The sequence below is a fragment of the Roseateles sp. GW821-FHT02E12 genome (assembly GCF_059421665.1).
Genome location: NZ_JBWKVK010000001.1, coordinates 2246369 through 2261523 on the forward strand (window position 1 = coordinate 2246369; position 15155 = coordinate 2261523).

12 protein-coding genes are annotated in these 15155 nt (G+C 69.2%); all 12 read left to right on the forward strand.

Annotated elements, in window-relative coordinates; genetic code table 11:
- Positions 1–7: 7 nt before the first annotated feature.
- A complete protein-coding gene (locus AC07V5_RS10520) occupies positions 8–463 on the forward strand; it encodes an Rrf2 family transcriptional regulator (protein WP_495115597.1) in 456 nt (151 codons plus the stop codon).
- Positions 460–798 (forward strand): metal-sulfur cluster assembly factor, encoded by a 339-nt coding sequence (locus AC07V5_RS10525; protein ID WP_495115598.1) that lies wholly within the window; start codon positions 460–462, stop codon positions 796–798. The genes AC07V5_RS10520 and AC07V5_RS10525 overlap by 4 nt, the downstream gene beginning before the upstream one ends.
- A gap of 9 nt (positions 799–807) precedes the next feature.
- Entirely contained in the window at positions 808–1920 is a 1113-nt protein-coding gene (locus AC07V5_RS10530; RefSeq protein ID WP_495115599.1) for a DUF8744 domain-containing protein, read from the forward strand.
- Positions 1898–3088, forward strand: coding sequence for an NnrS family protein (locus tag AC07V5_RS10535; protein ID WP_495115600.1), 1191 nt, complete (start codon positions 1898–1900; stop codon positions 3086–3088). The genes AC07V5_RS10530 and AC07V5_RS10535 overlap by 23 nt, the downstream gene beginning before the upstream one ends.
- Positions 3089–3105: 17 nt before the next feature.
- Complete coding sequence (locus AC07V5_RS10540; protein WP_495115601.1) at positions 3106–3774, forward strand: hypothetical protein; 669 nt, start codon at positions 3106–3108, stop codon at positions 3772–3774.
- Positions 3771–3983, forward strand: coding sequence for a DUF3079 domain-containing protein (locus AC07V5_RS10545; protein ID WP_495115602.1), 213 nt, complete (start codon positions 3771–3773; stop codon positions 3981–3983). Before AC07V5_RS10540 ends, AC07V5_RS10545 begins: the two co-directional genes overlap by 4 nt.
- Before the next feature lie 62 nt (positions 3984–4045).
- Positions 4046–5911, forward strand: coding sequence for a type IV pili methyl-accepting chemotaxis transducer N-terminal domain-containing protein (locus tag AC07V5_RS10550; RefSeq protein ID WP_495115603.1), 1866 nt, complete (start codon positions 4046–4048; stop codon positions 5909–5911).
- Complete coding sequence (locus AC07V5_RS10555) at positions 5908–6576, forward strand: response regulator (RefSeq protein ID WP_495115604.1); 669 nt, start codon at positions 5908–5910, stop codon at positions 6574–6576. Before AC07V5_RS10550 ends, AC07V5_RS10555 begins: the two co-directional genes overlap by 4 nt.
- 427 nt (positions 6577–7003) lie before the next feature.
- A complete protein-coding gene (locus AC07V5_RS10560; protein ID WP_495115605.1) occupies positions 7004–8257 on the forward strand; it encodes an MFS transporter in 1254 nt (417 codons plus the stop codon).
- A 19-nt stretch (positions 8258–8276) separates the two neighbouring features.
- Entirely contained in the window at positions 8277–9887 is a 1611-nt protein-coding gene (locus AC07V5_RS10565; protein WP_495115606.1) for an MFS transporter, read from the forward strand.
- Positions 9888–9999: 112 nt separating this feature from the next.
- Entirely contained in the window at positions 10000–11337 is a 1338-nt protein-coding gene (locus AC07V5_RS10570; protein WP_495115607.1) for an MFS transporter, read from the forward strand.
- 11 nt (positions 11338–11348) lie between these two features.
- Positions 11349–15140 (forward strand): nitrate reductase subunit alpha, encoded by a 3792-nt coding sequence (locus tag AC07V5_RS10575; protein ID WP_495115608.1) that lies wholly within the window; start codon positions 11349–11351, stop codon positions 15138–15140.
- Positions 15141–15155: the final 15 nt, after the last annotated feature.

The following is a 15155-nucleotide window of genomic DNA, read 5'->3' on the forward strand; positions in this document are numbered from 1 at the left end:
TTGAGCGATGAGATTGACCGCCTTCACCGACTACAGCCTGCGCGTGCTGATGTTCCTGGCCGCCGAGCCCGACCGGCGGGCCACGGTGGGCGAGATCTGCGCAGCCTTCGACATCAAGGCCAACCACCTCACCAAGGTCGTTCACCGCCTGGCCAAGCGTGGCTGGGTGACCACCGTGCGCGGCAAGGGCGGCGGGCTCACGCTGGCAAGGCCGGCGGAGCAGATCCGCATCGGCGAGGTCGTGCGCGACACCGAGGGCCAGGCCCAGCCGGCCGAGTGCTTCTCGGCCGAGGCCAGCCACTGCGCCATCGTCAGCCACTGCCGGCTCAAGGGCGTGCTGGGCGAGGCGGTGGAGGCCTTCCATGCCGTGCTGGATCGCTACACGCTGGCCGACATCACGGCCAACCGGCAGCAGCTGGTGCAGCTGCTGCGCTTCATGGCGCCCGCCGAGGCCGCGGTATGAACGCCGCCGCGCTTCCCTATCCCTACGAAGGCCCCGACGAACTGCGGGAGCCCATCCTCGCGGCACTGCGCCGTGTGGTGGACCCCGAGGTGGCCATGTCCATCGTCGACGTGGGCCTGGTGTACGACGTGGCCGTCACGGCGGAGCGCGTCAAGGTGTTGCTGACCATGACCTCGGCCGCCTGCCCGGTGGTGGACGTCATCGTCGACGACGCCTGCGTGGAGCTGGACAAGGTCGTGCCGGTCGACCAGCGCATCCATGTCGAGGTGGTGTGGGAGCCGCCCTGGACGACCGACCGCATGAGCGACCGGGCCAAGGCCTTCATGGGTTGGTAGGGGCGGGTGATGCGACGCGCGCCGAGACTGCTGCCGCGACTGGCCTTTGCGGGCCTGGTTGTGGCGTCGATGCTGGCCGGCATTGCCGGCGGCCTCGTGCGTGCGGGTGTTGCCGTCCCCGTCGCGAGCGCGGCCGTCGCTGCCCATGCCTTCCTGATGATCTGCGCCTTCATGGGCACGGTCATCGCCATCGAGCGCGCCGTGGCCGTCAAGCATCCGGCCGCCTTTGCCGGGCCGGTGGCCTCGGGTCTCGCGGGCCTGGCGATGCTGGCCGGCGCGCCGGATGCCGGCGCGTGGTTGGCTGCGGGTGCGGCGCTGGCCTTCGTCGGGGTGAACCTGGCCGTGGTCCGGCGCCAGCGGGCCACCCACACCTTGCTGCTGCTCGCCGGGGCGGCCACCTGGGCCACCGGCAGCCTGCTGCATGCACTCGCCTTGATCGCGGGCGCCGTGGTGCCGCTGTGGTTCTGCTTCCTGGTGTTCACCATCGCGGCCGAGCGGCTGGAGATGACGCGGCTGATGCGCCGCCATGCCGGTGCCGGCCCGGCCCTGCTCGCCATCCTGGCCTCGATGGCCTGTGGTGCGGTGCTGTCAGGCTTCCTGCCCGGCTGGGGCGGCGTGCTGTACGGCCTGTCGCTGGCAGCGCTCGCTGCCTGGCTCGCGGCCTTCGACATCGCCCGCCGCACGGTCCGCGCGGCGGGCCTGAGCCGCTACATGGCCCTGTGCCTGCTCACGGGCTACGCGTGGCTGGCCATCGCCGGCCTCGCCTGGGCGGGCACGGCACTCGGCCTGCCGTGGCGCGACGCGGCCTTGCACGGCATCGCGCTCGGCTTCGTCTTCAGCATGGTGCTGGGCCATGCCCCGGTCATCCTGCCGGCCGTCGCCCGCGTGAAGCTGGCCTTCGGCTGGCCCTTCTATCTGCCGCTTGCGCTGCTGCACGCATCGCTGGCGGTTCGCCTCTTCGGCGGCTTGTTCGACTCCCGACTGACGGCAGCGGGCGCGGCTGGCAACGCGCTGGCCATCGCCGCCTTCGTGCTGACGCTGGCTGGCGCTGCCATCGCCTGGCGTGCCGGGCTCGCACCCCTTCATCGGAACCCAAGACATGACGCCCCTGTTGAGAATTGACGAGCCCCCCGGCGCCGCGCCCGCGGGCTTTGCGCTGTTTGCGCTGGGCTTCCGGCCGTTTTACCTGCTGGCCAGCGTCTTCGCGGCGCTGTCCGTGCCGCTGTGGGCGCTGCAGTTCTCGGGGCTGCTGGGGCAGCCCTACCTGGCCGGCCCGATCTGGCACGCCCACGAGATGCTGTTCGGCTTCACGCTGGCGGTCATCGTCGGCTTCCTGTTCACGGCCGGCCGCAACTGGACCAACCTGCCCACGCCCACGGGCTGGAAGCTCGGTGCGCTGGCGGCGCTGTGGGTGGCCGCCCGCGTGCTGGTGCTGACGCCGTATGCACTGGCCGCCGCGCTCGCCAACGTCGCCTTCCCGCTGGCCGCGGCCGTCGCGCTGGCCGTGCCCTTCGTGAAGGCAGGCAGCCGGCGCAACTACTTCTTCGTCGGCCTGCTCGGCGTGCTGGCGCTCGCGGCGGGCTGCGTGCACCTGGCGCAGTTCGGCGTGGTCGCGGTGCCGGGCTGGATCGGTATCCAGGTGGCGCTGGACGTGGTGCTCTTCATCCTGGCCGTCATGGGCGGGCGCGTCATCCCGATGTTCACGAACAACGGCGTGCCCGGTGCGGGCGCGGCACGCGATGCATGGGTCGAGAAGGCCGCGCTGGGCAGTGTGCTGGCCCTGCTGGCTGCCGATGCGGTCGGGCTGCAGGGCGTGCCGCTGGCGTTGCTGGCGACCGCTGCCGGTGCGGCGCACGCCCGGCGCTGGGCGCTGTGGCGGCCCTGGCGCACGCGGCGAGTGCCGCTGGTGTGGGTGCTGCACCTGGCCTATCTGTGGGTGCCCGTGCATCTGCTGCTGCGCGCACTGGCCGCAGCCGGCTGGCTGATGCCGTCGCTTGCCACGCACGCGCTGACCGTGGGCGCCGTGGGAGGCCTCGTCATCGGCATGATGACGCGCACCGCGCGCGGCCACACCGGGCGGCCCTTGAAGGCCGACCGCTATGAGGTCGCCTGCTATGTGCTGGTCGCATCCGCCGCGGCCGTGCGCGTCGTCCTGCCCGTTGTCGCCCCTGCCCAGATCGTCCACGCAGCCCTGGCTTCGGCGCTGCTGTGGTCGGCGGGCTTCGCCCTTTACGCGGTGCGCTACTGGCCCGTGCTGTCCCGCCCGCGCGTCGATGGCCGCCCCGGCTGACCTCAACGAGACCCACCATGAAACTGCCTGACTACTTTGACGACATCCCCCGCCTCACGGTGCAGGACCCGCTGGCCCGCGTGCTGGGCTGCGCCGAGGACGGCATCTTCGAATACGGCTTTGCCGATGCCGTGAGGCTTGCCGGCCATTCCTGCGTGGCCGTCGCGTCGGCCTATTGGCTCACCTGGCTGGCGCTGGAGCGCCTCTACCCGGAGGGCCTGCCCCAGCGTGGTGGCATCAAGGTGGAGTTCCGCGACGATGCGCGCTCCGGCAGCAGCGGCGTCGTCGCGACGGTGGTGCAGATGCTCACGGGTGCGGCGGGCAGCTCCGGCTTCAAGGGCCTGGGCGGGCGTTTCAGCCGCGCCGGCCTCATCCGCAGCAAGCCCGACCTGGTGCTGGCGCTGCGCTTCACCCGGCTCGACACGCATGCCGCCGTGGACGTCGGCGTGGACACCGCGACGCTGCCTGGGCAGCCGGAGCTGGACGCCCTGGTGGCGCTGCTGTCTTCGGGCAAGGCGACCGCGCAGGACGAGCGCGAGCTGGGCGGCCTCTGGCAGGCGCGCGTGCGCACGCTGCTGCTGGAGCGTGGGCGCGACACCACCGTGTTCATGGTGCGCCCGGTGCAGCAACGGCAACGCCTGCATGCCTTGCGGGCGGTGCCAGACGCCGCCTTGGCGCTGGAATGAGCAAGAAGTTCCCCATCCGGCCGGCCAACCCCGGGCGCGTCTGCTGGGGCTGCGACCGCTACTGCCCGGCTGAATCGCTGCAGTGCGGCAATGGCTCGGTCGCCACGCCCCACCCCAGCGAGTTGTTTGGCGACGACTGGATGGACTGGGGCCTGGACGCGAGGGAGGCGGCGCAAACCCCCGGGCAGCCGGGAACGGTAGCGGAGTGAATCGCTGCGAACCTTGCGCGATATCAAGCTCGCCTGCTGACCGGTTGCCCAGAATGAGCCGCATGTCCAAGGGCTGGAATCGCGCGCGTCTCGCCACCAAGGTCGGCATCCTTGGGGCCGCCTTGCTGTGCATCGCGCTCGCCTCCATCGGGTTGACGCTGTGGATTGGCTGGCAGCTCGAAGGCGGCGCCGCGGCGGTCAACGAGGCCGGTCGGCTGCGCATGCAGACCTGGCGCCTCGCCCACCAAGGAGCCACGGGCGCCAGCGGGCAGTTGAGTGCACTGCTGCAGGCCTACGACGCGTCGCTGCAACTGCTGGTGGACGGCGACCCGGCGCGGCCCCTGTTCCTTCCCCGCGACGAGCAAACCCTGCAGGCCTACCGCAGCGTGCGCGAAGGCTGGCAGCAACTCAAGTTGGCCTCGGCGAATGGCCTGCCGGCGCCCAGCGGCGCCCAGGCCGAGGCCCTCGTGCGGCGCATCGACATCCTTGTCGACGCCGTCGAGGCGCGCATGGGGGGCTGTAGCTCGCTGCTGTCGAGCGTGCAGCTGGCCCTGGTGGGCCTGGCCATCGCGGCCGCCATGATCTTTTTGTACGCCTCCCACCTGGTTGTCTTCGCGCCGGTGGACCGCCTGCGCCGCGGCCTGCAGGCGCTGGAGCAGGGCACGCTGGGCGCCCGCATCGCCGAGGACTCGCAGGACGAGTTCGGCGACCTCGCGCGCGGCTTCAACCGCATGGCACAGCGGCTCGAGGCGGTCTACCGCGGCATGGAAGACGAAGTGCGCGCCAAGACGGCCGACCTGCGCCTGGAGCAGCAGCGGCTGGCGACGCTCTATGAGGCCACGGCCTTCGCCGCTCGTGCCGCTTCGCAACGCGACCTGGCGGCCGGTTTCGCCGAGCGCATGCGCCGCGCGGCCGGCGCCGACGCCGTGGCGCTGCGCTGGATGGACCCGAGCCAGCAGCGCATGGTGCTGCTGGCCGCGCAGGGCCTGCCGCCCGCGATGCTGGATGCCGAGCGCTGCCTGGCGCCGGGCGATTGCCATTGCGGCAGCCCGGGGCTGCACGCCCGCGTGATCCCCATCACCCATGAGCACAAACAGGGGTCGCACTGCGCCAAGGCCGGCTTCATCGCCGTCACGGCGGTTGCCCTGACGGTGCAGGGCCGGGTGATGGGCGAGGTGGACCTGCTCTTCCGCGAAACGCCGCAGCCCACCAAGGCCGACCGCGAGCTGCTGGACAGCCTGGCGAGCCATCTGGCCAGCGCCATGGACAGCCTGCGCAACGAGGCGCTGCAGCGCGAGGCGGCGGTGGCCGAGGAGCGCGGCATGCTGGCCCGCGAGCTGCACGACTCCATCGCGCAGAGCCTGGCGTTCATCAAGATCCAACTGCAGCTGCTCAAGGATGCCCAGCAGGGCGGGCAGCCCGATGCGGCCGGGCGCCTCGTCGAGGAGCTGGAGCTGGGCCTGAAGGAATGCACGGCCGATGTGCGGGCGCTGCTGATGCACTTCCGCACCCGCACGGACGGAGACGACATGTTGCCCGCGCTGCAGCAAACGCTGCAGAAGTTCCGCCTGCAAAGCGGCCTGCAGACCGAGCTGGAGGTGGACGGCCACGGCGCGCCGCTGCCAGCCGACGTGCAGGTGCAGCTGCTGCATGTGGTGCAGGAGGCGCTGGCCAATGTGCGCAAGCATGCGCAGGCGAGGCAGGTGCGGGTGAGGCTGACGCACCAGCCGCATTGGCAGATCGACGTGCGCGACGACGGCCGTGGCTTCGACCCGGCGGTGGACACGCCCGACGACAGCCACGTGGGCCTGCGCATCATGCGCGAGCGCGCCGCCAAGGTGGGTGCCGCCGTGGCGCTCGAATCCCAACCCGGCAGGGGCACGCTGGTGCGTGTCTCGCTGCCCGAATCCGAGGCGATGAACCCATGAGCGCCGTTGATCCCATCCGTGTCCTCGTCGTCGACGATCACACCCTGTTCCGCCGCGGCCTGATCGCGCTGCTGGCCACGCAGTCGCAGCTGCAGGTCGTCGGCGAAGCCGGCGACGCAGGCGCCGCCGAGCGCCTGGCCGCGGAGCTGCGGCCGCAGGTCATCCTGCTGGACAACCACCTGCCCGGCGTCTCCGGCGTGCAGGCGCTGCCCGCGCTGAAGGCGGCGGCCCCCGGCGCGCAGGTGCTGATGCTGACGATGAGCGAGTCGGAGTCCGACCTGGGCGCCGCGCTGCGTGCGGGCGCTTGCGGCTACCTGCTGAAGACGGCCGACAACCACGAGCTGACCCAGGCCATCGAGCGCGCGGCGCGTGGCGTGTCCAGCTTCAGCGCCGAGATGGCCGGCAAGCTGGCCACGGCCTTCCGCCACGAAGCTGAGGCTGCGTCCACGGCCGCGGCGGCGCCGCCCGACCCCCTGGGCACGTTGTCGCCGCGCGAGCGCGAGATCGTCGACCTGATCGCCCGTGGCGACTCCAACAAGCAGATCGCACGCGAGCTGGGCATCGCCGAGACGACCGTGAAGATCCACGTGCAGCATCTGCTGCGCAAGCTGGATCTGGATTCGCGCGTGCAGGCGGCGGTGTTGGTGACGCAGCAGCGGGCGTAGCTAAGCCACGTCCACGACTGGATTGCGCCGGGCCGCGGGTGCATGCAATTGCTCCGTGTCCCCCGGGCCGCTGCGCGGCCCTCCTCCTTTACCTGCGCAATTGCACGCCCCCACGCCCCAGCTTTTCCGCTATTGGGTTTTCGGGTCGACCACCGAATGCAACGCCAAGCAGGAGGGCGGGGAGGCCTGATGCGCAGGTAAAGGAGGAGGCTCGCGAAGCGGGCCGGGGGACACGAAGCATCAGGCCTGCCCGCTCTCCTGCGCCCGTCCGAATGTTGGTGCCGGCTGCCTCCTGCGTAGTTCTTTAGGACGAGGCCGCCACACCCGTCGTCCTCCCAGCGGGCGGTGCCCTGCTGACCCTCCGGTGAATGTGCAGCGCTCAGCGCCAGCGGGACAGTGACTCCATCGTCACTGAGGAGGAAAGCGCATGACCGCAACCCCCGTCGACCGCAAGGCCTGGGCGGTCCTGATCGTCAGCACCCTGGCCTTCACCGTGTGCTTCATGGTGTGGATGATGTTCGGCGTCATCGGCATTCCCATCAAGAAGCTGCTCGGCCTGAATGCCACCGAGTTCGGCCTGCTGACGGCCATGCCGGTGCTGACCGGCTCGCTCGTGCGCGTGCCTCTGGGCATCTGGACAGACCGTTATGGCGGCCGCATCGTGCTGACCATGCTGATGCTCGCCACCGTGCCGGCCATCTGGCTCATGGCTTATGCGACGCAGTACTGGCATTTCCTGGTCATCGGCCTCTTCGTCGGCCTGGCGGGCGGCTCGTTCTCGGTCGGCACGCCCTACGTCGCGCGCTGGTTTCCCAAGAGCCGCCAGGGCATGGCCATGGGCGTCTACGGCGCCGGAAACTCCGGCTCGGCCGTCAACAAGTTCATCGCACCCGTGCTGCTCGTCAGCTTCGGCTGGGCCATGGTGCCGCAGGTGTACGCGGCCATCATGGCCGGCACCGTCGTGCTGTTCTGGCTGTTCAGCCACAGCAACCCGGCCCATCTCGTCACCAGCAACGTGAGCTTTGGCGAGCAGCTGAAAAGCCTGAAGGACCCGCGCGTGCTCAAGTACTGCCAGTACTACAGCATCGTCTTCGGCGGCTACGTGGCGCTGGCGCTGTGGATGGTGCAGTACTACGTCGGCGAGTACAGCCTGGACATCCGCGTCGCGGCGCTGCTGGCGGCCTGCTTCAGCCTGCCCGGCGGCGTGCTGCGCGCCATCGGCGGCCTGCTGTCGGACAAGTACGGTGCCCACAAGGTGACGTGGTGGGTGATGTGGGTGAGCTGGATCTGCCTGTTCCTGCTCAGCTACCCGCAGACCGATTTCACCGTCGTGACCATCGCCGGCGCCAAGACCTTCCACATCGGCCTGAACGTCTACACCTTCACCGCGCTGATGGCCGTGCTGGGCGTGGCCTTCGCCTTCGGCAAGGCCTCGGTCTTCAAGTACATCAGCGACGACTACCCCGGCAACATCGGCGCCATCAGCGGCATCGTCGGCCTGGCCGGTGGCCTTGGCGGCTTCGTGCTGCCCATCCTGTTCGGCGCGCTGCTGGACCTCACGGGCATCCGCTCCAGCGCCTTCATGTTGATGTACGGCGTCGTCTGGGTCTCGTTGATCTGGATGTACTGGACCGAGGTGCGCCGCACCGACGTCATGGGCCATGGCGCCCAACCCGCCTGATCTCCCTCAAGGACAAGACATGAGCAAGAACGACATCGCGGACTGGCGCCCGGAAGAGGCCGCCTTCTGGGAAAGCACCGGCAAGCGCATCGCCTACCGCAACCTGTGGATCTCCATCCCGGCCCTGCTGTGCGGCTTCGCCGTCTGGGGCATGTGGGGAATCATCGCCGTGCAGATGCTGAACCTGGGCTTCCCGTTCAGCCAGGCCGAGCTCTTCACGCTGACGGCCATCGCCGGCATCTCGGGCGCCACGATGCGCATCCCGGCCTCCTTCCTGATCCGCATGGCCGGCGGGCGCAACACCATCTTCCTCACCACGGCCATGCTGCTGGCGCCGGCCATCGGCACGGGCATCGCGCTGCAGCACCCTGGCTGGCCGCTATGGGCCTTCCAGCTGATGGCGTTGTGGTCGGGCGTGGGCGGCGGCAACTTCGCCTCGTCGATGTCCAACATCAGCACCTTCTTCCCCAAGCGGCTGCAGGGCACGGCCCTGGGCCTGAATGCGGGCCTGGGCAACTTCGGCGTGACGACGATGCAGATCGTCATTCCGCTCGTCATGACGGTCAGCTTCTTCGGCCTGACCGGCGACCCGATGACGCTGGTGAAGGCCAGCGGCTGGATCTTCGGCAAGATCCCCGCGGGCACGCAGACCTGGGTGCAGAACGCCGGCTTTGCATGGACGCTGTCCCTCGTGCCGCTGGCCGCGCTGTGCTGGCTCGGCATGAACAACCTCAAGACGGTGACGCCGCAGGCCGGCTCGCCGCTGGTGGCCTTCCTGAAGATCACCTACCTGTATTCGCTGGCCTTCGTGCCGTCCGTCGGCATGCTCTACCTCTACCTGCCGGCGCCCACGGGCCTGGGCCTGCTGAACATGTGGGTGGCCATCCCGCTGGACATCATGGCCGCGCTCGTCGTCATGCGCCTGGCCGCCTTCGGCGCGATGAAGGAGAACGTGGCCAAGCAGTTCGCCATCTTCCGCAACAAGCACACCTGGAGCCTGACGGCGCTCTACGTCGTCACCTTCGGCAGCTTCATCGGCTTCTCCATGGCGCTGCCGCTGGCCATCACGGTGATCTTCGGCTTCCAGCACATCCCCGACGCCGCCGGCGTGCTCACGCACACGCTGAAGAATCCGAACGCGCCGTCTGCGCTGACCTATGCCTGGATCGGCCCCTTCGTCGGCGCCGCGGTGCGGCCCATCGGAGGCTGGATCTCGGACAAGGTCGGTGGCTCCATCGTCACGCAGGTCATCTCGACGGTCATGGTGTTCGCCTCCGCGGCGGTGGGCTACGTCATGCAGCAGGCCTACGGCTCGGCCACGCCCGAGCAGTTCTTCCCAGCCTTCATGGGCCTGATGGTGCTGCTGTTCGCGGCCAGCGGCGTCGGCAACGGCTCCACCTTCCGCTCGGTCGGCGTCATCTTCGATCGCACCCAGGCCGGTCCCGTGCTGGGCTGGACCTCCGCCGTCGCGGCCTACGGCGCCTTCATCGCGCCGGTGCTGATCGGCGAGCAGATCAAGGCCGGCACACCGCAGCAGGCCTTCTACGGCTTCGCGGCCTTCTATGCCGTCTGCCTGCTGCTGAACTGGTGGTTCTACCTGCGCCGTGGCGCGGAGATCAAGAACCCCTGACCGCCGTCAGCCATCGTCCGAAAGAACGATAGCCGTGCCGCCCCGCCTCGTTCTTCCGCGCCGGCCCCACCCGACCGGCGATGGATGGTCGCAGGAGCCTGCGCGGCGGAGCATGACCACCGTGCCCAAGCCCTCGTCCCTGCCGCTGCCCTGGAACCCGGAAGACACCGACTTCTGGGGCCGGCATGGCCGTGCGGTGGCGCTGCGCAACCTCTGCGTCGCCATCCCCGCGCTGGCGCTGTCGTTCGCGGTGTGGATGCTCTGGTCGGTGCTCGTCGTGCACCTGCCGGCGGCGGGCTTTCGCTACAGCACCAACCAGCTGTTCTGGCTCAGCGCACTGCCGGCCCTTTGCGGCGCGACGTTGCGCATCTTCTACGGCTTCGCCGTGCGTTGGGTGGGCGGCAGGCGCTGGACGGCCTTCTCCACGGCCAGCTTGCTTGTTCCGACCGGCGGCATCGCGTTGGCTGTGCAGGACCCCGCCACGCCCTACGAGTGGATGGTTGTGCTGGCTCTGCTGTGCGGCCTGGGTGGCGCCAACTTCGCCAGCGGCATGGCGCACATCAGCGCCTGCTTCCCGGCGCGCGAGCAGGGCACGGCGCTGGGCCTGGGTGCCGGCTTTGCGCACATGGGCGTGGGCCTGGTGCAGTGGGCCGTACCGGCCGTCATTGGCCTCGACCTCTTCGGCCTGGCGCACCAGCCGGGCGGCCTGTGGCTGGCCAATGCCGGCCTCGTCTGGCTGCCGCTGATCGTGCTGAGCAGCCTGGCCGCCTGGTTCGGCATGGACGACCTGCCCGCCGCCGGCGTCAGCATGGCCGAGCAGGCCCAGCTCTTCACGCACCGCCACAGCTGGCTGATGAGCTGGCTCTACCTCGGCAGCTTCGGCAGCTTCATCGGTTTCGCGGCGGCTTATCCGCTGCTGCTGCGCAGCCAGTTCCCCGACCTGAACGGCGCACTGCAACTGGCCTGGATCGGCCCGCTGCTCGGCGCACTGGCGCGGCCGCTGGGCGGCTGGGCGGCCGACGACTTCGGCGGCGCGCGCATCAGCCTGGCCTGCTTCGGCGCGCTGGCCCTGGGTGTCGTCGGCGTGCTTGCCAGCCTCGCGGGCGAGGGCGGCGCTCCGCTCTTCGTCGCCAGCTTCGCGCTGATCTTCCTGGCGGCCGGCATCGCCAATGGCAGCACCTTCCGCATGGTGCCGCTGGGCTTCCTGCGCGAGGCGCAGCACAGCCAGGGCTCGGTGCCTGAAGCGCGGGCCCACGGTGCCGCAGCGCTGGGGCTGTGCGCGGCCGTGGGTGCCTACGGCGGCTTCTTCATTCCCAAGAGTTTCGGCAGCGCGATCACGTTGAGCGGTGGCCCCGCTGCCGCCTTGTATTGCTTCCTGGCGTTCTACCTGAGCTGCATGGCCATCTGCTGGTGGTTCTACGGCCGGCGGCACGCCCCCCTGTCCTGTTAACGGAGAAATCGATGTCCCATTTCCTGGATCGACTGACCGCCTTCCAGCTGCCGAAGGAAGTCTTCGCCGGCGGTCACGGCGTGAGCACCGGCGAGGACCGCACCTGGGAGGACGCCTACCGCAACCGCTGGGCGCACGACAAGATCGTGCGCAGCACGCACGGCGTGAACTGCACCGGCTCCTGCTCGTGGAAGATCTACGTCAAGGGTGGCATCGTCACCTGGGAAACCCAGCAGACCGACTACCCGCGCACGCGCGCCGACCTGCCCAACCACGAGCCGCGCGGCTGCGCCCGCGGTGCCAGCTACAGCTGGTACCTCTACAGCGCCAACCGCGTGAAGTACCCGATGGTGCGCGGCCGGCTGCTCAAGCGCTGGCGCGAGGCGCTGGCCGTCTCCAAGAGCCCGGTGGACGCCTGGGCGCTGATCCAGGGCGACGAGAGCGCCCGGCGTGACTACCAGCAGCTGCGTGGCATGGGCGGCTTCGTGCGCTCGACCTGGGACGAGGTCAACGAGCTGGTCGCCGCGGCCAACGTCTACACGATCAAGCAGCACGGCCCCGACCGCGTCATCGGCTTCTCGCCCATCCCAGCGATGAGCATGGTGAGCTATGCCGCAGGCAGCCGGTATCTCAGCCTGATCGGCGGCGTCTGCATGAGCTTCTACGACTGGTACTGCGACCTGCCGCCGGCCAGCCCGCAGATCTGGGGCGAGCAGACCGACGTGCCCGAGTCGGCCGATTGGTACAACAGCAACTACATCATTGCCTGGGGCAGCAACGTGCCGCAGACGCGCACGCCGGACGCCCACTTCTTCACCGAGGTGCGCTACAAGGGCGCGAAGACGGTGGCGGTGACGCCCGACTACTCCGAGGTCGCCAAGCTGGCCGACCTGTGGCTGCACCCCAAGCAGGGCACGGACGCGGCGCTCGCGATGGCCATGGGCCACGTCGCGCTCAACGAGTTCTATTTCAAGGAACGCAGCCCCTACTTCGACGACTACGCGCGCCGCTACACCGACCTGCCGCTGCTGGTGCTGCTGGAAGAGCAGACGCTGCCCGACGGGCGCAAGACCCGCGTGCCCGGGCGCTACCTGCGCGCCAGCGACCTGGCCGGCCAGATGGGCCAGAGCAACAACCCCGAGTGGAAGACGCTGGCCTATGACGCCACCGGCCGCCTCGTGCTGCCCAACGGCTCCATCGGCTTCCGCTGGGGCGCCGAGGGCCGTGACGACACCGGCAAGTGGAACCTCGAAGCCAAGGAGGCCGAGGGCGGCGGCGATGTGAAGCTCAAGCTCTCCCTCGTGGAGGACGGTGCGCAGGCGCACGAGATCGTCGACGTGGCCTTCCCCTACTTCGCCGGCAGCGCCAGCGAGCACTTCACGCCCAACCCGCAGCAGGACGGCGTCAGCCACTGCGCCCGCGTGCCGGCCACACGGCTGAAGACGCAGGACGGCGAAGCCATCGTCGCCACCGTATTCGACCTGCAGGCCGCGCAGTACGGCATCAACCGCGGCTTCGGCTCGGGTGCCAAAAGCTACGACGACAACGCCCCCTACACGCCCGCCTGGCAGGAAGCCATCACCGGCGTGCCGCGCGCCCAGGTCATCCGCGTGGGGCGCGAGTTCGCCGAGAACGCGCACAAGACCAAGGGCAAGTCGATGATCATCATCGGCGCCGCGATGAACCACTGGTACCACTGCGACATGAACTACCGCGGTGTCATCAACCTCTTGATGATGTGCGGCTGCATCGGCCAGAGCGGTGGTGGCTGGGCGCATTACGTGGGCCAGGAAAAGCTGCGCCCGCAGACCGGCTGGGTGCCGCTGGCCTTCGCCACCGACTGGGTGCGCCCGCCGCGCCAGATGAACAGCACCAGCTTCTTCTACGCCCACAGCGACCAGTGGCGCTACGAGAAGCTGGACGTGGACGAGGTGCTGTCGCCGCTGGCGACCGAGGCCGAGCGCGCCGAATTCGCCGGCAGCCTGATCGACTGCAACGTGCGTGCCGAACGCATGGGCTGGCTGCCTAGCGCACCTCAGCTCAAGACCAACCCGCTGCAGATCGTCAAGGACGCCGGCGCCGCCGGCATGGACCCCAAGGACTACGTCGTGCGGGGGTTGCGCGACGGCTCGCTGCAGATGAGCTGCGAGGACCCCGACGCACCGCAGAACTGGCCGCGCAACATGTTCGTGTGGCGCTCCAACCTGCTGGGCTCCAGCGGCAAGGGCCACGAGTACTTCTGCAAGCACCTGCTGGGCACCGAGAACGGCGTGCAGGGCAAGGACCTGGGCGAGGACGATGCCAAACCCAACGAGGTGCGTTGGCACGCCAAGGCGCCGCAGGGCAAGCTGGACCTGCTGGTGACGCTGGACTTCCGCATGAGCACGACCTGCCTGTACAGCGACATCGTGCTGCCCACCGCCAGCTGGTACGAGAAGAACGACCTCAACACCAGCGACATGCACCCCTTCATCCACCCGCTGTCCGCGGCGGTGGACCCGGTGTGGCAGGCCAGGAGCGACTGGGAGATCTACAAGGGCTTCGCCAAGGCCTTCAGCAAGGTCTGCATCGGCCACCTGGGCGTGGAGAAGGAAGTCGTCATGTCGCCGCTGATGCACGACACACCGGCCGAACTGGCCCAGCCCTTCGGCGTGAAGGACTGGAAGAAGGGCGAGTGCGACCTCATCCCCGGCAAGACGGCGCCCACCATCGCTGTCGTCGAGCGCGACTACCCGGCCACCTACGAGCGCTTCACGTCGCTGGGCCCCTTGCTGGACAAGCTGGGCAACGGCGGCAAGGGCATTGGCTGGGACACCAAGACCGAGGTGGCCCAGCTCCGCGAACTCAACGGTGTGGACGCAGCCGGCCGCGCCCGTATCGTCAGTGACATCGACGCCTGCGAGGTCATCCTGCAGCTGGCGCCCGAGACCAACGGCCACGTGGCCGTGAAGGCCTGGGAGGCTCAGGGCCAGGCCACCGGCCGCGAGCACGTGCACCTGGCCCTGCACCGCGAGGACGAAAAGATCCGCTACCGCGACATCCAGGCGCAGCCCCGCAAGATCATCAGCTCACCGACCTGGAGCGGGCTGGAGAGCGAGAAGGTCTCCTACAACGCCGGCTACACCAACGTGCACGAACTGATCCCATGGCGCACGCTGACCGGCCGCCAGCAGTTCTACCAGGACCACGCCTGGATGCGCGCCTTCGGCGAGGGCTTCACCAGCTACCGCCCGCCGGTAGACCTGAAGACGACGGGCGAGATCCAGAACATCAAGCCCAACGGCAACCGCGAGATCGTGCTGAACTTCATCACGCCGCACCAGAAGTGGGGCATCCACAGCACCTACAGCGACAACCTGCTGATGCTGACGCTCAACCGCGGCGGCCCGGTCATCTGGCTCAGCGAGGACGACGCGAAAAAGGCCGGCATCGAAGACAACGACTGGGTGGAGCTGTTCAACATCAACGGTGCCATCGCGGCCCGTGCGGTGGTCAGCCAGCGCGTGAACCCCGGCATGACGCTGATGTATCACGCGCAGGAAAAGATCATCAACACGCCCGGCAGCGAGATCACCGGCGTGCGCGGGGGCATCCACAACTCGGTGACGCGCATCGTCACCAAGCCCACCCACATGATCGGCGGCTACGCCCAGTACAGCTACGGCTTCAACTACTACGGAACCATCGGCACCAACCGCGACGAGTTCGTCGTGGTGCGCAAGATGAACAAGGTGGACTGGCTCGACACCCCGCGTGACGACCACCTCGCCGCGGCCTACCAGTCGCAAGGCGAAAACCCCTGAGAACGCGAGGAGCAC

Bases quoted from the DNA above. Each gene is read 5' to 3' on its own strand.
- AC07V5_RS10575 (WP_495115608.1), top strand. From the start codon at position 11,349: ATGTCCCATTTCCTGGATCGACTGACCGCCTTCCAGCTGCCGAAGGAA.
- AC07V5_RS10535 (WP_495115600.1), top strand. From the start codon at position 1,898: ATGACGCCCCTGTTGAGAATTGACGAGCCCCCCGGCGCCGCGCCCGCG.
- AC07V5_RS10555 (WP_495115604.1), top strand. From the start codon at position 5,908: ATGAGCGCCGTTGATCCCATCCGTGTCCTCGTCGTCGACGATCACACC.
- AC07V5_RS10545 (WP_495115602.1), top strand. From the start codon at position 3,771: ATGAGCAAGAAGTTCCCCATCCGGCCGGCCAACCCCGGGCGCGTCTGC.
- AC07V5_RS10550 (WP_495115603.1), top strand. From the start codon at position 4,046: ATGTCCAAGGGCTGGAATCGCGCGCGTCTCGCCACCAAGGTCGGCATC.
- AC07V5_RS10570 (WP_495115607.1), top strand. From the start codon at position 10,000: ATGACCACCGTGCCCAAGCCCTCGTCCCTGCCGCTGCCCTGGAACCCG.
- AC07V5_RS10560 (WP_495115605.1), top strand. From the start codon at position 7,004: ATGACCGCAACCCCCGTCGACCGCAAGGCCTGGGCGGTCCTGATCGTC.
- AC07V5_RS10565 (WP_495115606.1), top strand. From the start codon at position 8,277: ATGAGCAAGAACGACATCGCGGACTGGCGCCCGGAAGAGGCCGCCTTC.
- AC07V5_RS10540 (WP_495115601.1), top strand. From the start codon at position 3,106: ATGAAACTGCCTGACTACTTTGACGACATCCCCCGCCTCACGGTGCAG.
- AC07V5_RS10525 (WP_495115598.1), top strand. From the start codon at position 460: ATGAACGCCGCCGCGCTTCCCTATCCCTACGAAGGCCCCGACGAACTG.
- AC07V5_RS10530 (WP_495115599.1), top strand. From the start codon at position 808: ATGCGACGCGCGCCGAGACTGCTGCCGCGACTGGCCTTTGCGGGCCTG.
- AC07V5_RS10520 (WP_495115597.1), top strand. From the start codon at position 8: ATGAGATTGACCGCCTTCACCGACTACAGCCTGCGCGTGCTGATGTTC.